The 20451-nt window shown below is 58.0% G+C and carries 15 protein-coding genes; 6 read left to right on the plus strand and 9 right to left on the minus strand.

The features are described from left to right. Nucleotides 1-155: 155 nt before the first annotated feature. The 3 genes from argH to argC all read right to left on the minus strand — a co-directional run bounded on the left by argH (nt 156) and on the right by argC (nt 3463). On the minus strand, nt 156-1529 hold the full coding sequence (gene argH, locus QQF33_RS22695) for an argininosuccinate lyase (RefSeq protein WP_285148560.1): 1374 nt from the start codon (nt 1527-1529) through the stop codon (nt 156-158). 146 nt (nt 1530-1675) lie between these two features. Next, nucleotides 1676-2452, minus strand: coding sequence for an acetylglutamate kinase (gene argB, locus QQF33_RS22700; protein WP_095283929.1), 777 nt, complete (start codon nt 2450-2452; stop codon nt 1676-1678). Between the two features lie 6 nt (nt 2453-2458). Then, entirely contained in the window at nt 2459-3463 is a 1005-nt protein-coding gene (argC, locus tag QQF33_RS22705; RefSeq protein ID WP_285148561.1) for an N-acetyl-gamma-glutamyl-phosphate reductase, read from the minus strand. An 88-nt stretch (nt 3464-3551) separates the two neighbouring features. On the opposite strand from argC, the gene argE reads away from it, so the two are divergent. The 3 genes from argE to QQF33_RS22720 all read left to right on the plus strand — a co-directional run bounded on the left by argE (nt 3552) and on the right by QQF33_RS22720 (nt 8569). Next, a complete protein-coding gene (gene argE / locus QQF33_RS22710; protein ID WP_100778398.1) occupies nt 3552-4703 on the plus strand; it encodes an acetylornithine deacetylase in 1152 nt (383 codons plus the stop codon). Between the two features lie 271 nt (nt 4704-4974). Continuing rightward, nucleotides 4975-7626, plus strand: a complete 2652-nt coding sequence (gene ppc / locus QQF33_RS22715) for a phosphoenolpyruvate carboxylase (protein ID WP_285158648.1) — start codon at nt 4975-4977, stop codon at nt 7624-7626. A 94-nt stretch (nt 7627-7720) separates the two neighbouring features. Continuing rightward, complete coding sequence (locus QQF33_RS22720; RefSeq protein WP_285146542.1) at nt 7721-8569, plus strand: helix-turn-helix transcriptional regulator; 849 nt, start codon at nt 7721-7723, stop codon at nt 8567-8569. Here the strand turns inward: QQF33_RS22720 and QQF33_RS22725 are convergent. From QQF33_RS22725 to QQF33_RS22745, 5 genes are read right to left on the minus strand one after another with little or no spacing between them, the layout of a single operon-like run. After that, entirely contained in the window at nt 8556-8912 is a 357-nt protein-coding gene (locus QQF33_RS22725) for a PTS fructose-like transporter subunit IIB (RefSeq protein ID WP_285146541.1), read from the minus strand. The genes QQF33_RS22720 and QQF33_RS22725 overlap by 14 nt on opposite strands. 1 nt (nt 8913) lies before the next feature. Next, nucleotides 8914-9789 (minus strand): [formate-C-acetyltransferase]-activating enzyme, encoded by an 876-nt coding sequence (locus QQF33_RS22730; RefSeq protein ID WP_285146540.1) that lies wholly within the window; start codon nt 9787-9789, stop codon nt 8914-8916. Further along, the gene (locus QQF33_RS22735) at nt 9755-12049 is read right to left on the minus strand and encodes a formate C-acetyltransferase (protein WP_285148562.1); all 2295 of its coding nucleotides are present in this window, start codon (nt 12047-12049) and stop codon (nt 9755-9757) included. The genes QQF33_RS22730 and QQF33_RS22735 overlap by 35 nt, the downstream gene beginning before the upstream one ends. Nucleotides 12050-12100: 51 nt before the next feature. Next, on the minus strand, nt 12101-12421 hold the full coding sequence (locus QQF33_RS22740) for a PTS fructose-like transporter subunit IIB (RefSeq protein ID WP_023326311.1): 321 nt from the start codon (nt 12419-12421) through the stop codon (nt 12101-12103). A 14-nt stretch (nt 12422-12435) separates the two neighbouring features. Continuing rightward, complete coding sequence (locus tag QQF33_RS22745) at nt 12436-13515, minus strand: PTS fructose transporter subunit EIIC (protein WP_282492133.1); 1080 nt, start codon at nt 13513-13515, stop codon at nt 12436-12438. Between the two features lie 315 nt (nt 13516-13830). Between QQF33_RS22745 and ptsP the strand changes: the two genes are divergently transcribed. From ptsP to gldA, 3 genes are read left to right on the plus strand one after another with little or no spacing between them, the layout of a single operon-like run. Continuing rightward, nucleotides 13831-16332 carry a phosphoenolpyruvate--protein phosphotransferase gene (ptsP, locus tag QQF33_RS22750; RefSeq protein ID WP_285148563.1) on the plus strand — a complete coding sequence of 834 codons (2502 nt, stop codon included), beginning with the start codon at nt 13831-13833 and terminating at the stop codon, nt 16330-16332. A 14-nt stretch (nt 16333-16346) separates the two neighbouring features. Then, nucleotides 16347-17009 carry a fructose-6-phosphate aldolase gene (fsa, locus tag QQF33_RS22755; RefSeq protein WP_285148565.1) on the plus strand — a complete coding sequence of 221 codons (663 nt, stop codon included), beginning with the start codon at nt 16347-16349 and terminating at the stop codon, nt 17007-17009. A gap of 12 nt (nt 17010-17021) precedes the next feature. Then, nucleotides 17022-18125, plus strand: coding sequence for a bifunctional L-1,2-propanediol dehydrogenase/glycerol dehydrogenase (gldA, locus tag QQF33_RS22760; RefSeq protein WP_285148566.1), 1104 nt, complete (start codon nt 17022-17024; stop codon nt 18123-18125). A 95-nt stretch (nt 18126-18220) separates the two neighbouring features. Here the strand turns inward: gldA and katG are convergent, their stop codons facing one another. Next, complete coding sequence (gene katG / locus QQF33_RS22765; protein ID WP_285148567.1) at nt 18221-20398, minus strand: catalase/peroxidase HPI; 2178 nt, start codon at nt 20396-20398, stop codon at nt 18221-18223. Nucleotides 20399-20451: the final 53 nt, after the last annotated feature.

Below are 20451 nucleotides of genomic sequence, written 5' to 3' on the forward strand. Positions count from 1 at the left end.
GGTTACCGGGGCATAATCTCTCCCACGGGCTCAGTGGCACCAGGGCCGGGTGATGCTCACCGGTAACCTCCCGATGATCAGTCGGGGATCTTCTCCGCAGAAGCGGAGAAGATCAAGACATAAGGGTCGGGGTGAGGGCATCAGCCCGCACGTCATTAAATCAACCGATCTTTCGCATCCGCAATCGCCTGTGCCACCTGCTTCGGCGACACACCGCCTTTCGCCGCACGCTTATCCAGACAGGATTGCAGGGACAAAATCGGATAGACATCCTCGCCAATCACCGCGCTGAATTTCTGCAGATCGGCAAGCGTAAGATCTTCCAGCGGTTTGCCCTGACGAATCGCCTCCACCACCGCTTCGCCCACAATGTGGTGCGCTTCACGGAACGGCACGCCTTTGGCGACCAGATAATCCGCCAGCTCCGTGGAGTTCGCATAACCCTGCTGCGCCGCTTCCTGGCAGCGCGGACGTTTCACCTGAATGCCGTCCAGCACCAATGCGCCCATATGCAGGCAATCCAGCCAGGTGTCGAGGGCGTCGAACAGCCCTTCTTTATCTTCCTGCATATCTTTGTTGTAGGCCAACGGCAGACCTTTCAGGGTCATCATCATGCCGGTCAGCGCGCCCTGCACGCGGCCACATTTGCCGCGGATCAGCTCCAGCGCATCCGGGTTTTTCTTCTGTGGCATCAGGGAAGAGCCGGATGTCACACGGTCGGACAGCTCAACAAACCCGGCTTCACCCGAGTTGAAGAAAATCAGATCTTCGGCAAAGCGCGACAGATGCACCATGCCAATAGAGGCGTTCGACAGCAGCTCCAGCACGTGGTCGCGATCGGAAACGCTATCCAGGCTGTTGCGAGTGGCAGAGGCAAAGCCCAACCAGCCGGCCAGCTGTTCACGGTCGATTTCATAGGCGGTTCCGGCCAGCGCGCCGCTGCCGAGCGGGCTCACGTCCAGACGCTTCAGGGTATCCTGCAAACGGCTCTCGTCACGCGCCAGCATCTCAACGTACGCCAGACACCAGTGCGCAAAGGTCACCGGCTGCGCGCGCTGCAGGTGGGTATAGCCCGGCATCACCGCGTCCTGGTTGTTGTGCGCAGTTTCCACCAGCGCACTCTGCAGCTGACGGTTCGCCGACAGCAGTTCTACCACGGTATCTTTGCACCACAGCTTCAGGTCAGTCGCGACCTGATCGTTACGGCTACGCCCGGTGTGCAGCTTTTTGCCCAACTGGCCGACTTTGTCGATCAGTTTGCCTTCCACCCAGCTGTGAATATCTTCAGCATCGCTTTCGAGGATCTGCTGCGGGTTCAGGCGAACCTCTTCCAGCAGATTATTCAGCGCCTCTTCGAGCTGCACTTGTTCGTCTGCCGTCAGCACGCCCACGGAGACCAGCGCTTTAGACCAGGCCACAGAGCCGACGATATCCTGTTCGGCCAGGCGGTAGTCGAAGCGCAAAGAGTCATTGAACTGTTTGAACCGCTGATCCGCTGCCTGTGTAAAACGCCCACCCCAAAGTGCCATAACATGCTTCCTTAAATTCGGTTAGTTCTGTCGGGTGGCGCTTCGCACACCCAACCTGGTATTGGATTTTATTGCCGGATGGCGCTTCGCCTACACGGCGACAAAACCGTAGGCCGGATAAGCGAAGCGCCATCCGGCACAGAATGTTAAGCCAGAATACGCGTCCCAATCGGCGTGCCGTTAAACAGCGCCGGGAGTTGTTCCGCGTGACGCCACGAAGCGATATCCACAGGACGGCCCAGCGTGCGCGCCGCATCCAGCGCGGCGTTTACCTTCACAATCATGCCGTCGGTGATAATGCCCTGGTCGATCAGCTGCTCGGCTTTCGCCGCCGTCATCTCGGCAATGCGCTGACCTTTTCCATCCAGAATCCCGCTCACATCGGAGAGCAGAATCAGATCCGCGCCCAGCGTCGCCGCCAGTGCCGTGGCCGCCTGGTCGGCGTTCACGTTCATCAGCTGTCCCTCTTCGGTCACCCCGATAGAGCTCACAACCGGCAGGAAACCGCCTTCCAGCAGGGTGTTAATCAGCTTAGGTGAACCCGGCTGCGCCAGTCCAACGTGACCCAGTTCTTCGTCGAGCTGAGTCACATTTACGCTGTCACCGTCGCCCAGATACAGGCCCACGGACGCGATATGATGTTTCTTCGCCCACGCCAGCAGCGTTTTGTTCGCCGTACCCGCCAGCGCACCGGTAATGATGTCGATCTGATCGGCAGGCGTCACGCGCAGGCCATTTTTCTTCTTCACCGGCAGGTTCAGGCCTTTCATCAACTCGTCCACCACGCAGCCGCCGCCGTGGACAATCACCAGCGGACGTTGGTGTGATTCACGATAGTTCACCAGGGCAGTAAACAGACGCTCCAGGGCTTCTTCGCTGTCCAGCAGCACACCACCGAGTTTGATAATTAATGGATTCATCATCACACCTTAAATAAGAGACTGCGTTTCGGCGAAGCCAAAACGAATATTTGCACACTGCACTGCCTGTGCGGCAGCGCCTTTGAGGAGGTTATCTTCCGCAGCCACCACGATCAGGTGTTCGCCCTGAACGGCAAAACCGATATCGCAGAATGGCAGTCCGACCACGTTTTTCAGCGCCGGAACGCCTTTGTCGTACAGACGCACCAGCGGTTTGTCGGCATACGCCTGCTGGAAGACCTCAGCCACCTGCTCTTTGGTCACGCCCGGTTTCAGGCGGCAGGTGATGGTTTCCAGGATCCCGCGCGGGAAGTTGCCCAGATGCGGGGTGAAAATCACCTCCGCACCCAGGTGAGTGGTGATTTCCGGGTGATGACGGTGATTAAACACGCCATACGGCTGCAGGCTCACTTCGCAGAAACTGTTGGAAATCGTCGCCTTGCGCCCGGCACCGCTCACGCCACTGGTGGCGTTGATCACCGGCCACTGATTCAGATCCAGCAGGCCCGCGTCGATCAAAGGTTTGAGGGAAAGCTGCGCCGCCGTCGGGTAGCACCCTGGCACGGCAATCAGATTAGCTTCTTTCAGCTTCTCCGCGCTCCACTCCGCCAGACCATAAACCGCTTTTTTAAGCAGATCCGGGTGCTGGTGAGTAAAGCCGTAATATTTTTCATAGAAGGCACTGTCGTTGACGCGGAACGCGCCAGAGAGATCAAAGACCACACAGCCGGCTGCGAGGAACTGCGGCGCGAGGTCATGGCTGACTTCGTGCGCGGTGGCTAAAAACACCACGTCCACACCGTCGGTAAACTCGCTGATGTCGGACATCGGCTGCAACGGCAGATCCACGATTCCCTTAAGCTGCGGATGCAAATCGGAAATTAATTTTCCCGCATCATTGCTTTGCGCTGATACGGTCAAAGCGGTTATGGTCATATGAGGATGGCGATTCACGTAGCTTACTAGCTCTGCGCCCGCATAACCGCTAGCGCCCACAATCAGCGTATTCAACATCGGGTTCCTTTACGATCAACGTTAGTGTATTTTTATTCACATTTAGTGCATGAATATTGATACTATCACGACCTAAGGTATGTCAACAATGAAAATGAATTTACCACCCTTTATCGAGATTTACCGCGCCCTGATTGCCACGCCGTCCATCAGTGCGACCGAAGAAGCGCTCGACCAGAGCAATGAGTCTTTAATCAATTTACTGGCTGGCTGGTTTAGCGAACTCGGGTTTAAGGTGGAAGTTCAACCCGTTCCAGGCACCCGCAATAAATTCAATCTGCTGGCCAGCACCGGAGAAGGCGCAGGCGGCCTGCTGCTCGCCGGGCATACGGATACCGTTCCCTTCGATGATGGCCGCTGGACGCGCGATCCCTTCACCCTGACTGAGCATGACAACAAGCTCTACGGGCTGGGCACGGCGGACATGAAAGGCTTCTTCGCCTTTATTCTCGATGCCCTGCGTGACGTTGACGTGAAGACCCTGAAAAAGCCGCTCTATATTCTGGCGACCGCCGATGAAGAGACCAGCATGGCAGGCGCGCGCTATTTCTCTGAAAACACCGCCCTGCGCCCGGACTGCGCCATCATCGGCGAGCCGACTTCCCTGCAGCCGATTCGCGCCCACAAAGGCCATATTTCTACCGCCGTACGCGTGATGGGCCAGTCCGGCCACTCCAGCGATCCGGCCCGCGGCGTCAACGCCATCGAACTGATGCACGATGCGATTGGCCGCATCATGCAGCTGCGCGACTCCCTGAAAGAGCGTTATCACCACGACTCTTTCACCGTGCCGTACCCGACGCTGAACCTCGGCAGCCTGCACGGCGGGGATGCCTCCAACCGTATCTGCGCCTGCTGCGAACTGCATATGGATATCCGCCCGCTGCCGGGTATGACCCTGAGCGATCTGGATGGTCTGCTGACAGAAGCGCTGGCTCCGGTAAGCGAGCGCTGGCCTGGCCGTCTGACCATTTCCGAGCTGCACCCGCCGATCCCAGGCTACGAATGCCCGCCGGACCACCAGCTGGTTCAGGTAGTGGAAAAACTGCTCGGCGCGCAAACCGACGTAGTGAACTACTGCACCGAAGCGCCGTTTATCCAGACCCTGTGCCCGACGCTGGTGCTCGGCCCTGGCTCCATCAATCAGGCGCACCAGCCGGATGAATATCTGGAAACCCGCTTTATTAAGCCGACCCGCGAGTTAATTACCCAGGTTGTGCATCATTTCTGCTGGCATTAACGCCCCCCGCTTTTATTCCCTCTCCCTGTGGGAGAGGGTTAGGGTGAGGGCACCAAAACGCATGATCCCCATCACATTCTCATAAGCATCTCTTATCTGACGCGAAGCGAATTAAATTTCGTAAATTGCCCACATTTATTCGTTTGCTGAACCGTTTTCGCAGCAATTGACGACGGGGGTTTTACGTGGCTTTATAAAGGGAGATGACAAATAAATGTCCAAAAGTTTTCTGAATGGGCATAAACAAAAATGATGGGGTGACTGGGTTTTTATGAACGAACAATATTCCGCGTTGCGTAGTAATGTCAGTATGCTCGGCAAAGTGCTGGGAGATACCATCAAGGACGCGCTGGGAGAGAACATTCTCGACCGCGTTGAAACCATCCGTAAGCTGTCCAAATCCTCCCGTGCAGGAAATGAAGCGAACCGCCAGGAGCTGCTCACCACCCTGCAGAACCTGTCCAACGACGAGCTGCTGCCCGTCGCGCGCGCGTTCAGCCAGTTCCTGAATCTGGCTAACACCGCCGAGCAGTACCACAGCATTTCGCCAAACGGCGAGGCTGCCAGCAACCCGGAAGTGATTGCCCGCACCCTCAGAAAACTCAAAGACCAGCCCGACCTCAACGAAGAGACCATCAAAAAAGCGGTGGAATCCCTGTCGCTGGAACTGGTGCTGACCGCACACCCGACCGAGATCACCCGTCGTACGCTGATCCACAAAATGGTGGAAGTGAACAACTGCCTGAAGCAGCTGGACAACAAAGAGATCGCCGATTACGAGCGTAACCAGCTGATGCGTCGTCTGCGCCAGCTGATTGCCCAGTCCTGGCACACGGATGAAATTCGTAAATACCGCCCAAGCCCGGTCGATGAAGCCAAATGGGGCTTTGCGGTCGTGGAAAACAGCCTGTGGGAAGGCGTGCCAAACTACCTGCGTGAGCTCAACGAACAGCTCGAAGAGAACCTGGGCTATCGCCTGCCGGTCGATTTTGTCCCGGTCCGCTTCACCTCCTGGATGGGTGGTGACCGCGACGGTAACCCGAACGTCACCGCGGAAATCACCCGCCACGTCCTGCTCCTGAGCCGCTGGAAAGCCACCGACCTGTTCCTGAAAGATATTCAGATCCTAATCTCTGAGCTGTCGATGGTGGAAGCTACGCCAGAGCTGCTGGAGCTGGTCGGCGAAGAGGGCGCCAGTGAGCCGTACCGCTATCTGATGAAAAACCTGCGCAGTCAGCTGCTGGCCACCCAAGCCTGGCTGGAAGCGCGTCTGAAAGGCCAGCGTCTGCCAAAACCGGCGGGCCTGCTGAGCCAGAACGAACAGCTGTGGGACCCGCTGTACGCCTGCTATAAATCACTGCAGGCCTGCGGCATGGGCATCATCGCCAACGGCGAGCTGCTCGACACCCTGCGCCGCGTGAAGTGTTTCGGCGTGCCGCTGGTGCGAATCGATGTGCGCCAGGAAAGCACCCGCCACACCGAAGCGCTAGGTGAACTGACCCGCTATCTCGGCATCGGCGACTATGAAAGCTGGTCCGAAGCCGACAAGCAGGCCTTCCTGATCCGCGAACTGAACTCCAAGCGCCCGCTTCTGCCGCGCAGCTGGGAACCCAGCGAAGAGACCAGCGAAGTGCTCAACACCTGCAAGGCGATCGTCGACGCGCCGAAAGGATCCGTTGCCGCCTATGTGATCTCCATGGCGAAGACGCCGTCCGACGTGCTGGCCGTGCATCTGTTACTGAAAGAAGCTGGTATCAGCTTTGCGCTGCCGGTGGCGCCGCTGTTTGAAACCCTCGACGACCTGAACAACGCTAACGACGTGATGACCCAGCTGCTGAACATCGACTGGTATCGCGGCTTTATTCAGGGCAAACAGATGGTGATGATTGGCTATTCCGACTCCGCAAAAGACGCGGGCGTGATGGCAGCCTCCTGGGCGCAGTATCAGGCGCAGTATGCACTGATCAAAACCTGCGAAAAAGCGGGTATCGAACTGACGCTGTTCCACGGTCGCGGTGGCTCTATCGGTCGCGGCGGTGCTCCGGCTCACGCAGCACTGCTGTCGCAACCGCCGGGCAGCCTGAAGGGCGGCCTGCGCGTCACCGAGCAGGGCGAGATGATCCGCTTCAAATACGGTCTGCCGGAAGTGACCATCAGCAGTCTGTCGCTCTACACCAGCGCGATTCTGGAAGCCAACCTGCTGCCACCGCCGGAGCCAAAAGACGCCTGGCGTCATATCATGGACGAGCTGTCGGACATCTCCTGCGATCTGTATCGTGGCTACGTGCGTGAAAACAAAGACTTCGTGCCGTACTTCCGCTCAGCAACGCCTGAGCAGGAGCTGGGCAAACTGCCGCTCGGTTCACGTCCGGCGAAACGTCGTCCTACCGGCGGGGTGGAATCCCTGCGCGCCATTCCGTGGATCTTCGCCTGGACGCAAAACCGTCTGATGCTGCCCGCCTGGCTGGGTGCCGGTGCGGCGCTGCAAAAAGTGGTCGAAGACGGCAAGCAAAGCGAGCTGGAAACCATGTGCCGCGACTGGCCGTTCTTCTCTACCCGTCTGGGGATGCTGGAGATGGTGTTCTCGAAAGCCGACCTGTGGCTGGCGGAATACTACGACCAGCGCCTTGTTAAACAGGAACTCTGGGGTCTGGGTAAAGAGCTGCGCGAACTGCTGGAAGGTGATATTAAAGTGGTGCTGGCGATCGCCAACGATTCACATCTGATGGAAGATTTACCGTGGATTGCCGAGTCCATCCAGCTGCGTAATATTTACACCGACCCGCTGAACGTACTCCAGGCAGAGCTGCTGCACCGCTCCCGTCAGGCGGAAGAAGCAGGCAAAGAACCGGACCCTCGCGTGGAGCAAGCGCTGATGGTCACCATCGCCGGCGTCGCCGCTGGCATGCGTAACACGGGCTAATCAGTTTGCCGGATGGCGCTTGCGCTTATCCGGCCTACGGCTTTGTAGGCCCGGCAAGCGCAGCGCTGCCGGGCAATACTTCGGTATTCACACCATGCAATACGATATCAGCCAGATCCTGACCGACCTGATAAACGGCGGTTTACCGCTCCAACAAGTGCATTTCGCTAACCCCACGTCTCCCCCACCAGAGCTGGCCCTGCAGGTCGATTTTCCGCGTCTGGAGATCCTACTCGAAGGCTCCGTGCAGGACGCCTCGACGGGCGTTTTGCACCCAAATGATGTTCTGTACGTCCCGGCGGGCGGCTGGAACTTCCCGCAATGGCAGCAGCCTGCAACCGCCCTGAGCATTCTGTTCGGCAAGCAGCAGCTGGGTTTTAGCCTGGTGCAGTGGGATGGTGTTGCCCTGCTTAATCTGGCGAAACAACACGTGGCCCGCCGTGGCCCACGCATTGGCTCTTTCCTGCTGCAAACGCTGCATGAAATGCAGATGCAACCCCAGGAGCAGCAAACCGCACGCCTGATTACCTTAAGTCTGCTGAGCCATTGTACCGACCTGCTGGGCAGTCAGATCCAGACCGCCTCTCGCAGCGAAGCCTTATTCGGTGCTGTACGCGACTATATTGATGAGCACTACGCGTCACCCCTCACCCGAGAATCTGTCGCCAAAGCGTTCTATATCTCGCCCAACTATCTGTCGCATCTTTTCCAGAAGACCGGCGCGGTAGGGTTTAACGAGTATCTGACGCAAACCCGGCTGGAGCACGCGCGCCAGTTATTGAAGGGATATGATCTGAAAGTAAAAGAGATCGCGCACAGCTGCGGATTTATTGACAGTAACTATTTTTGCCGACTGTTTCGCAAGAATACGGAACGTTCGCCGTCGGAGTATCGCCGCCAGTACCACAGCCAGCTTACCGGTAAGACGGCTAATCCAGAATAAGCTGGGTGTGCTGCGGGGCCGATAGCATTTTACGCGCTGCGCTCATCACTTTTTGCGGATCGCGCAGGAACGCGTTAATCCCGCACTTCACATAGCGACACTGGTCGAATCGCTCCATTCCCGCCAGCTCGATATCGGTAATCAGCAGCACCACTTCCGCATGACGAATGTCTTCGCCAGTCAGCTCGCATTCAATACCGAGCGCCCCCTGCGTTTCGATGCGAACAGCCCATTTTTCCTGGCCGCACAGTTTTTCCAGCCGTTCGGCGGCCATGTAGGTATGGGCGACACCGCTGACACAGGCGGTGACGGCGGCAATTCGGTGTCCCGCGATCGCTGTCATATTAACCTCCAAGGGTGACCAAAAATCCTGCCCGCTCGGCCATCTGTCGCAGGGTAGCGATCTCCTCTTCCGTGGGGACGGCCACCTGATTCATGGTCCATTCGTGTCCGAGCAGCCGGTATTTCGGCTCCCCGTACTGATGAAATGGCAACAGATGCAGTTGCCGTATTCCTGAGGGTATCAGAAATGCCAGCACGCGATTCATATTCGCCTCACTCAGCGTAAAACCTGGAATAAGCGGCACACGCGGGATCACGTTGATACCCTCCTCCGCCAGACGCAGAAAATTATCCAGTACCCGCGGCAGATTCATCTTCACCACCGTTTTCGCCTGTTCCGCATCCATGATTTTCAGATCGAATAGCACCTCATCGCACTGCTTAGCTAATGGGAGCAAACGAGACAGCGGCGCATCGCCTGCGGTCTCGATGGCGGTGTGAATCCCCCATCGGCGCAGGCGTTGCAGGAGCGCAGTGGCAAACGGCGCCTGCATCAACACTTCGCCGCCAGAGAGCGTGACGCCCCCGCCGGAGGAGCGAAAGAAGACCTCGTCTTTCATCACTTCGCGCTCGAGTTCCTCCAGCGTCACGTCGCGCCCAATGTGCTCAAATGCACCGGAAGGACACTCCTCGGCGTCCCGCAGACAGGGTGCGCAGTGCAGGCATTTGCTCTCTCGGCGAACGGTTTCAATCTTCGGCGAGATCGATTCCGGGTTCGCACACCACGGGCAGGTGTGGGGGCAGCCTTTAAAAAATACCACCGTGCGAATGCCGCGCCCGTCGTTCAGGGAGTAGCGCTGGATATTGAAGATCCGCGCCACATCGGCGCGGGTCTCGATCACTTCACAGCTGATGCGCGGTGCGGCGGATAATGTCATCCTGAATCTCCTTCGACAGCTCGACAAAGAAGGCGCTGTACCCAGCCACGCGTACCACCAGCCCGGCGAAATCCTGCGGACGCTGCTGGGCTTCGCGAAGCGTATCCGCATTCACCACGTTGAACTGAACATGCTGCAGTTTTAGCTGAGTAAAGGCGCGCAGGAAATCGGCCAGTTTTTGTAATCCCGCCTCCCCCTCCAGCGTCGCCGGTGTGAATTTCACGTTCAGCAAGGTGCCATTCGAGAGCAGATAGTTATCCAGCTTACTCACGGATTTCAGCACCGCCGTCGGGCCCTGCATGTCCTGGCCGAGCATCGGCGACAGCCCGCCGTCCGCCAGCTGTTCACCAGCAAAACGCCCGTCCGGAGTGGCCCCAACGACAGCCCCGAGCGGCACATGCGCGGATACCGTATAGGAGCCCGGCGTGAATTGCCCCCCGCGCGGGTTGCGATATTTTTCGACCTCTTTGCAGTAATGGCGCAGAAGCTCGGCGCTGATGTTGTCGACCTCGTCGATATCATTGCCATATTTTTCAAACCGATTAATCAGCCTGGCGCGAATTTTTTCGCCCTCTGGCGTGGCGAAGTTTGCCTTCAGTACCGCCAGCAGCTCATCAAAGCTTAAGCGCTGCTGTTCAAACACCAGCCCTTTCAGAGCATGCAGCGAGTCGCTCAGGTTGGCGATACCAATGCCCTGCACGCCGGAGAAGTTATACCGCGCGCCACCGTCGGTGATGTCTTTGCCGCTCCCGAGGCAGTCGCTGATAAAGGATGAGAGCAGCGGAACCGGCGCCCAGTCGCGATGGCCAATGTCACAGATATTGCTGCCTTCGACCATGAGCGCGATGTAGTGGTTAATCTTATGGCGGATATGGTCGAGCAGTGCGTCATAACTGAGATCCGCATTGCCTTCGTTCTCCTGCATGGCGATTTCCATCACTTTCAGCAGGTTAAACATGGCGATATCGTGCAGCCCGTAGGTTTTGCCCGGAATGGAGAGTTCCACGCAGCCGACCACCGCATAATCGCGCGCATCTTCAAGCGACACGCCGCGGTTCAGGAACGCAGGCACCACCACTTCGTCATTGAAAATCTGCGGAATACCGGTGCCCAGACGGATGGTCTCCGCCGTCTTGAGCAGGAAGGGTCTGTCGATAAACTCATTCACGCGCACGCCGAGGTTCGGCTGGGGAAGCTGGATGCTCTGATACGCATCGAGACACAGGAATGAGAGCACGTTTACTGCGCTGCGGCCATTTTCCGTCAGGCCGCCTAACAGCGCGGTATAACCCGTCGGGAAACCGGCAAAATAGCGGGCGCTGCTGGTCGAGCGCAGCAGTACCACGTCGTTGCATTTCACCCACAGGGATTCTAATACCTCTTTGAGGAACGCCGGGTCTTCGCCCTGAGTCAGCGAGGCCTGATAAAACGGCAGCATATACTGATCGAAACGTCCGATAGAGAGCGAGCTGGCGTTAGATTCATACTGCAAAATGACGTTCATGTACCAGAACAGCTGACACGCCTGCCAGAAGGTTTGCGGCTTATGCTGAGCGTTGTGGCGCGAGTTTTCCGAGATGGTCAGCAGCTCCTGGCGACGCGGTTCGTCATAACCTTCAGCCATCTCTTCCGCCAGTACCGCATAGCGCAGGATATGGCGCTGTGAGGCTTCAAGCAGCATTAACGCGGCCTGATAAAAGTCGTTCTCCGGCTCGCGCTGGCAGTGTTCGTTCATCTCCGCCACCAGCGCACCCAGCCCGTTATTGAGCAGGCGCGGGTAATCAATGATGATGTGTCCCTGGCCTTTGTCCGTCTGGTTAACGCTGAAAATCTGGGTGCTGACCGCGGCTTTCACTTCATCCGTCATCTGGCTGTTGATGAAGTCCTTCATCGAGCGTTTTTCCCAGTACGGATAAAGCACATCGCGATAGAGACCTTTGTCCTCTTCGCTGATGGTAAAGCGATCCTGCGGTCGGGTGGCGAATTGCTCCAGCTCTTTCAGCAGCCAGTACGGGTCCATTTCGGGCGACATAATCCCGGCACGCGGCTTCACCGTACGGTTACCGGCAATCAGTTCGTCATCACGAATCGCGATCTCAACGTGGTCGAGAATATACGCCGTCGCTTTCGCCCGACGCAGAATGACCGGTTCGCCTTCCGTCTGCTGATGGCTTTCGGTATAGAGCAGCGCACGTTCAAGGGATATTTCACGCGGGCTGGCGAACAAAGCGTCTTTCAGGCGCTGAATACGATTCGTCATGAGGGAACTCCTGTAGCTGAAAACAAGCCCGCCCCGAGGGGCGGGAGGACGTCAGGCGGTTTGCGCCAGGTGGGCATCAATTTTATTCATGATGGCGTCAGCGCGTTTCACCGCATCGCTGATGTTGACGCGCACGATGGTTTTCCCGGCGAAGCGCTCTTCAAACTTAATGCCGATATCTTTGGTCAGGATGACCATATCCGCCGCCGCAACGTCTTCAGCGGTCAGTTCATTTTCCAGACCGATAGACCCCTGGGTTTCAACTTTGACTTCCCAGCCTTTGGCTTTGGCGGCGCTCTCCAGCGCTTCGGCGGCCATGTAGGTATGGGCAACGCCAGACGGACAGGCAGTGACTGCAATAATTCGGGCCATGTTCTCTTCCTCACTCAGTTAATTTCGAAATCCAGATCCAGGTCGTCTTCTTTTTCCTCGACCTGCTTCGTGTTCTTACGCGCAATACTTTTGAGCACGTTGACGCTGACCGCGGTGACGACCGCACCCACGGCGACGGCGGCGATGTACCCGAGCTTGCCTTCCACCACGGGCAGAACAATCAGGCCGCCCCATCCGGCATAACACTGCGCGCCAAACACCGCGGCGGTGACTGCGCCACAGGCGGAGCCGAGCATGATGGAGGGGATCACGCGCAACGGATCGGCGGCGGCAAAGGGAATCGCCCCTTCCGTCACGCCCACGCAGCCCATCACCAGCGCCGCTTTACCCGCTTCGCGCTCTTCCGCATTGAAATTCTTACGATTAATCAGCGTCGCCAGACCGAGACCTAAAGGCGGAACGCAGATCCCCACCGCCGCGATGGCGACCACTGTATAGACCCCCTGCGCCACGCAAATCAGCATGAAGGCGTAGGCCACTTTGTTGATAGGGCCGCCCATGTCGAAGGCCAGCATCAGCCCCATAATCACGGCGAGGACTACGATGCTTCCCTGCTGCATGCCCTGCAGCCAGTGCGTTAAGCCGGTGGTGAGCGCGCCGACAGGTTCGCCGAGACCCCACATCATGATCCCTGCGGTCACAAAGGTGCCGATGATAGGAATGATGAAAATCGGCATTACCGAGCGCAGCACTTTCGGCACCGGCAGTTTTTTCAGGTAGAAGACGACGATACCGCCGAGGATCCCGGCGATGATGGCACCGAAGAAACCGGCGCCGAAGCTGTTACCGACCCAGGCCGCGATAGCACAGGGTGCCAGTGCCGCACGTTCAGCAATGGAGTATCCGATATAGGCCGCAAGGAACGGCACCATCAGCGTTAAGCCCGCCACGCCGAGATCGAACAGTTTTTTCAGATTGGGATCGGTGGCCGCGTCCGGGACCGCACCCTTGCCGTAAAGCATGACTGATACGGCCAGCAAAATACCGCCTGCGACGACGAAGGGGATCATGTGCGACACCCCAGTCATCAGATGCTGCCGCGTGTTCTTGAGAATATGCACCAACTCTTTCATGTGTCGCTCCCGGGCTTTTATCTGCCCATATCCATAGAGATGTTGTGGCAAACAATAGGCAATCGGGAAGACGGCTGACAGTGGACAAAAAGGCCATTTGCTGGATTTTTGTAATGTAGAAAGAAAAATGCGATCCGCCTCGTAATTTCCGCCCCGCGTCGAATCGCCCAAAAACAGAGAACCTGTGAGTCAAATCTCACTTTTAGCCAGACATTACATTTGTCCAGCGTTTGGCAGTTTTGTCACATGGCGCGTTTCACCACTGCGCTCGTATGCTTTCCCCTAATAGTGGTTTGGGATTTCAGGAGTGTGCGTATGACCCAGGTAGTAGAGTTTGTCTGTGAGTTGCCCAATGGCGTCCATGCCCGTCCGGCAAGCCATGTTGAAACGCTGTGCAATACCTTTGCCTCGCAGATTGAGTGGCACAATCTGCGCAGCGATCGTAAAGGGGACGCCAAAAGCGCACTGGCGCTAATAGGCACCGACACCCTGACGGGTGATGCCTGCCGACTGCTCATTACAGGTGCAGACGAGCTGAATGCCCATCAGCGTCTGACGCAGTGGCTCAAAGAGGAGTTCCCGCACTGCGACGCGCCTCTGGCCGCTGCCATCAGCACCGATCTTGACCCGCTGCCAGAATCCCTGACCCGCCTCAACCCGACGCTCTTTCGCGCCCTGCCCGTGTGCAGCGGGAGCGATCGCGGCGTACTGACGTTACTCACTTCACTCGATCTCAACGCGCTAACGTCTCTTCCTGCTGCGAAAAGCCGCGAAGAGGAGCAATCTTCGCTGGATCAGGGTCTGACGCTGCTGGTGAAAAGCATCGAACTTCGCGCCCTGGACAGCGACAGCACGGCGAGCGCGATTCTGGAAGCCCATCGCTCGCTGGCGACAGATACCTCGTTGCGCCAGCACCTGCTGGCGGGCGTCAATCAGGGGCTGAGCAGCGCCCAGGCGATCATCGCTACGGCAAATCATTTCTGCGCTGAGTTTTCGCGCTCCAGCAGCAGCTATTTACAGGAACGCGTGCTCGACGTGCGCGATGTATGCTATCAGCTGTTACAGCAGGTTTATGGCGAGGAACGCTTCCCGGCTCCGGGCCAGCTGACGCAGCCGTCCGTCTGTCTTGCCGAGGATCTCACGCCAGGCCAGTTCCTCGAGCTGGATAAAACCCTGCTGAAAGGTCTGCTGCTGAAAAGTGGCGGGACCACCTCTCATACGGTGATTCTGGCGCGTTCCTTTAACATCCCGACGCTGGTCGGCGTGGACAGCGACAGCCTGCTTTCGTGGCGCGAACAGCCGGTGTTTATTGACGGCAATGCCGGGGCGGTGGTGGTGAATGCCAGCCCGGCGGTTGCCCGTTATTACCAGCAGGAACAGGCGGTACAGAAAGCACTGCGCGAACAGCAAAGCGTCTGGCTCGATCGCGAGGCGAGAACCGCAGACGGGCTGCGCATTGAAATTGCCGCCAACATTGCCCATTCGGCAGAAGCCCAGGCCGCCTTTGGCAACGGCGCGGAAGGCGTGGGCCTGTTCCGCACTGAAATGCTCTACATGGATCGCGCCAGCGCACCCTGCGAAAACGAGCTGTACAACATTTTTTGCCAGGCGCTGGAGAGCGCGAACGGGCGTAGCATTATCGTACGCACCATGGATATCGGCGGCGACAAACCCGTTGAGTATCTGAATATCCCGGCGGAGAACAATCCGTTCCTCGGCTATCGCGCGGTGCGTATTTACGAAGAGTATGCCGCGCTGTTCACCACCCAGCTCAGGGCGATCCTTCGCGCCTCGGCCCACGGCAGCCTCAAGATCATGATCCCGATGATCTCCTCGATGGAGGAGATCCTGTGGGTGAAAGAGAAACTCGCCGAAGCCAAACAGCAGCTGCGCGCGGAGCATATTCCGTTTGAGGAGAAGATCCCGCTCGGCATCATGCTCGAAGTGCCGTCGGTGATGTTTATCATCGACCAGTGCTGTGAAGAGATTGATTTCTTTAGCATCGGCAGCAACGACCTGACGCAATATCTGCTGGCGGTCGACCGGGATAACGCCAAAGTCACACGCCATTACAACAGCCTGAATCCGGCGTTCCTGCGGGCGCTCGATTTCGCCGTGCAGGCCGTGCATCGTCAGGGGAAATGGATTGGGCTTTGCGGCGAGCTGGGGGCAAAAGGGTCGGTGCTGCCGCTGCTGGTCGGGCTGGGGCTGGATGAGCTCAGTATGGGTTCGCCGTCGATTCCGGCGACCAAAGCGCGCCTGGCCCAGCTCGATAGCCGCGCCTGCCGTCAGTTGCTCAACCAGGCGATGGCATGTCGCACCTCGCTGGAAGTGGAGCATCTGTTAGCCCAGTTCCGCATGAATCAGCAGGACACGCCGCTGGTGACGCCGCGCTGTATTTCACTCGATAACGACTGGTCCAGCAAAGAAGAGGTCATGAAAGGCATGACCGACAAGCTGCTGCTGGCCGGGCGCTGCCGCTATCCGCGCAAACTGGAAGCCGATTTATGGGCGCGCGAAGCCGTGTTCTCAACCGGTCTCGGTTTCAGTTTTGCCATTCCGCACAGTAAATCTGAGCACATTGAACAATCCACCATCAGCGTCGCGCGCCTCAAAGCTCCCGTGCAGTGGGGTGACGAAGAGGCGCAGTTCATCATCATGCTGACCCTCAACAAACACGCCGCAGGCGACCAGCACATGCGCATTTTCTCGCGTCTGGCGCGGCGCATCATGCATGAAGATTTCCGCAACGCGCTGGTCAACGCCAGCTCCGAAGAGGCCATCGCGGCCCTGCTGCAACGTGAATTAGAACTGTAAACAGAGGAAGAGTCATGGAACTGTATCTGGATACCGCCAACGTGGCGGAAGTTGAACGCCTCGCCCGTATTTTCCCGATTGCTGGCGTCACCACCAACCCGAGCATTATCGCCGCGAGCCGCGAATCGCTCTGGGATGTGCTGCCGCGCCTGCAAAAAGCCATCGGCCCGGAGGGCATTCTGTTTGCTCAGACCATGGGCCGCAATGCCGAAACGATGGTCGCCGAAGCCAAACGTCTGAGTAATTCATTTCCCGATATCGTGGTCAAAATCCCGGTGACCGCGGAAGGTCTGGCGGCGATCAAGATCCTGAAAAAAGAGGGTATTACCACACTCGGCACCGCCGTTTACAGCGCAGCGCAGGGTTTACTCGCCGCGCTGGCCGGGGCGAAATATGTCGCGCCTTACGTGAACCGCGTCGATGCCCAGGGCGGGGACGGCATTCGCATGGTGCAGGAGCTGCAATCCCTGCTGGAGCTGCACGCCCCCGAGAGCAAAGTGCTGGCCGCCAGCTTCAAAACTCCGCGTCAGGCGCTCGACTGCCTGCTCGCCGGATGTGAGGCAATCACCCTTCCTTTAGATGTAGCGCAACAAATGCTCGGTACGCCTGCGGTAGAGTCGGCTATAGAGAAGTTCGAGCACGACTGGAAAAACGCGTTTGGTAACCTCAATCTCTAAGGGAGAAACGTTATGGACCGTATCATTCAATCACCAGGAAAATACATCCAGGGCGCGGATGTGCTTACCCGCCTCGGCGACTACCTGAAACCGCTGGCCGCACGCTGGCTGGTCGTTGGTGATAAATTCGTTCTCGGCTTTGCCGAAGAGACGCTGCGTCAAAGCTTCAAACATGCTGAACTGCATGTCGAAATTGCACCGTTTGGCGGCGAATGTTCCCAGAATGAAATCGACCGCCTGCGCAAACTGGCGAAAAGCGCCGATTGCCAGGCTGTGCTAGGTATCGGCGGCGGCAAAACTCTGGATACCGCCAAAGCGCTCGCCCACTTTATGGATGTGCCCGTCGCCATCGCCCCAACCATTGCCTCTACGGATGCGCCGTGCAGCGCCCTTTCGGTTATCTACACCGACAGCGGCGAGTTTGACCGTTATCTGATGCTGCCACACAACCCAAACATGGTGATCGTCGACACCAAAGTGGTGGCCGGAGCGCCTGCGCGTCTGCTGGCCGCCGGGATTGGCGATGCGCTGGCGACCTGGTTTGAAGCGCGGGCCTGTTCCCGCAGCGGCGCGACAACCATGGCGGGCGGGAAATGCACCCAGGCCGCGCTGGCGCTGGCCGAGCTGTGCTACAACACGCTTCTCGAAGAGGGTGAAAAGGCGATGCTCGCCGCCGAGCAGCACGTGGTGACACCCGCGCTGGAACGCGTGATTGAAGCCAACACCTACCTGAGCGGCGTGGGTTTTGAGAGCGGCGGGTTAGCCGCGGCGCATGCGATCCACAACGGCCTGACCGCCATCCCGGATGCGCACCACTATTATCACGGTGAAAAAGTTGCGTTCGGTACGCTCACCCAGTTGGTGCTGGAAAATGCTCCGCTGGAGGAGATCGAAACGGTGGCCGCGCTGTGTCACAGCGTGGGCTTGCCGATTACCCTGGCGCAGCTGGATATCAAAGAGGATATTCCGGGGAAAATGCGTCTGGTGGCAGAGGCATCCTGTGCGGAAGGCGAGACGATTCACAACATGCAGGGCGGTGTGATACCGGATCAGGTGTACGCGGCATTATTGGTCGCCGACCAGTATGGGCAGCGTTTTTTGCATGAGTGGGAATAAAAGCGACCCATGGGTTTTGTAGGCCGGGTAAGGCGCAGCCGCCACCCGGCAATAAAAAAATCCCCGCCGAGGCGGGGATTTTTATGCACACAAGATTACTGCACGTCGAAACGGTCCAGGTTCATCACTTTCACCCATGCGGCAACGAAGTCCTTCACGAACTTCTCACCGGCATCCTGGCTGGCATAGACTTCCGCCAGGGCGCGCAGAACCGCGTTAGAACCGAACACCAGATCGGCACGCGTTGCGGTGTATTTCACCTCTCCGCTCGCACGATCGCTGCCTGCAAACAGTTCGTTTGAGCCATCGGTGGCTTTCCATTGGGTGTTCATATCCAGCAGATTGACGAAGAAGTCATTGCTGAGCACGCCCACGCGGTCGGTGAAGACGCCATTCTGGCTGCCGTCAAAGTTGGCTCCCAGCACGCGCATCCCGCCCACCAGCGCGGTCATTTCTGGCGCGGTGAGCGTCAGCTGCTGCGCTTTGTCGATCAGCAGAGATTCTGTTGTCGCGGCATCCTGCTGGGAACGGTAGTTGCGGAACCCATCGGCGACCGGCTTGAGCAGATCGAACATCTCGATATCCGTCTGATCCTGACGCGCATCCACACGGCCCGGCGTGAACGGTACGTTGACGTAAACACCCGCCGCTTTCGCAGCCTGCTCAACGCCCACGACACCGGCCAGCACGATAATGTCGGCGAGCGAGGCTTTGTGCGCCGATTTATAAATCGCTTCCAGCGTTGGCAGCGCTCGCGCCGCCGCCGCATTCACATCCCAGTCGCGCTGCGGAGCCAGGGCCAGACGCGCACCGTTCGCACCACCGCGCTTATCGCCGCCACGGAAGGTGGACGCCGACGCCCAGGCAACCGACACCAGTTCGCTGACCGTCAAGCCGGAAGCAGCAATGTCCACTTTCAGACTTTCAATATCCGCCGCCGTTGGCTGGAAGAACGCCTGTGGCAGCGGGTCCTGCCAGATCAAATCTTCTTTCGGTACTTCTGGTCCGATGTACCGTGCTTTTGGCCCCATATCCCGGTGCGTCAGTTTGAACCACGCGCGGGCAAAGGCTTCGTTGAACGCCTGCGGATCGTTGAGGAAACGACGAGAAATCTTCTCGAATTCCGGATCCATGCGCAAGGTTAGGTCGGTGACCAGCATGGTTGGTTTGCGTTTTTTCGACGGGTCAAACGGGTCAGGGATCATCTCTGGCGCGTCGACAGCTTCAAACTGAATTGCGCCTGCGGGGCTGCGCGTCTGTACCCATTCGAATTTAAACAGGTTCTCGAAGAAGTAGTTGCTCCACTGGGTTGGCGTTTGCGTCCAGACCACTTCCAGACCCGAGGTGATGGCGTCTGCGCCCACACCGCTGCCGTGGGTGCTCGCCCAGCCTAAACCTTGTGATTCAATCGGTGCGGCCTCAGGGTCAACGCCGACGTGCGTCGCTTCTGCGGCACCGTGGGTTTTACCCAGCGTGTGGCCGCCTGCGATCAGCGCCACGGTCTCTTCATCGTTCATACCCATGTTGCCGAAGGTGGCGCGAATAGCCGCCGCCGCAGACAGCGGTTCACCGCTGGCATTTGGCCCTTCCGGGTTGACGTAAATCAGCCCCATTTCGGTAGCCGAGAGCGGGCGTTTCGCCAGCGCTTCAGGATCGCGATGCGCCAGCCAGGCTTTCTCGTCGCCCCAGTTCACGTCCAGATCCGGTTCCCAGACATCTTCACGCCCAGCACCAAAACCAAAGGTACGGAAGCCGGAGTTTTCCAGCGCCACGTTACCCGCGAGGATAAACAGGTCGGCCCAGGAGATTTTCTGGCCGTATTTTTGCTTAATTGGCCATAACAGACGGCGCGCCTTATCGAGGCTGACGTTGTCCGGCCAGGAGTTCAAAGGAGCAAAACGCTGTTGACCGCGCCCTGCGCCGCCGCGACCGTCGACAGCACGGTAGGTGCCTGCGCCATGCCACGCCATACGAATAAACAGGCCCGCGTAGCTGCCCCAGTCGGCTGGCCACCAGGGCTGGGAATCGGTCAGAAGGGCTTTGAGATCGCCTTTCAGTGCGGAGTAATCGAGTTTGCTGAATTCTTTGCGGTAGTCGAAGTCTTCACCCAGCGGGTTCGAACGGTCGGAATGTTGATTCAAAAGATCGACGCGGAGTTGTTTTGGCCACCAGTCGCGAGTGCTTGTTCCAGCCCCCGCGCTTTGGTCAGGCCCGCCGTGATGAAAAGGGCACTGTCCGGTTGATAACGTGTTATGGGTATCTTCTGTGCTCATATCTCTATGCTCCCTCTACTGTATTTACCTTAAAGATATACACCTCTGCTTAG

The sequence above is a fragment of the Lelliottia wanjuensis genome (assembly GCF_030238365.1).
Lineage (GTDB): Bacteria > Pseudomonadota > Gammaproteobacteria > Enterobacterales > Enterobacteriaceae > Enterobacter > Enterobacter wanjuensis.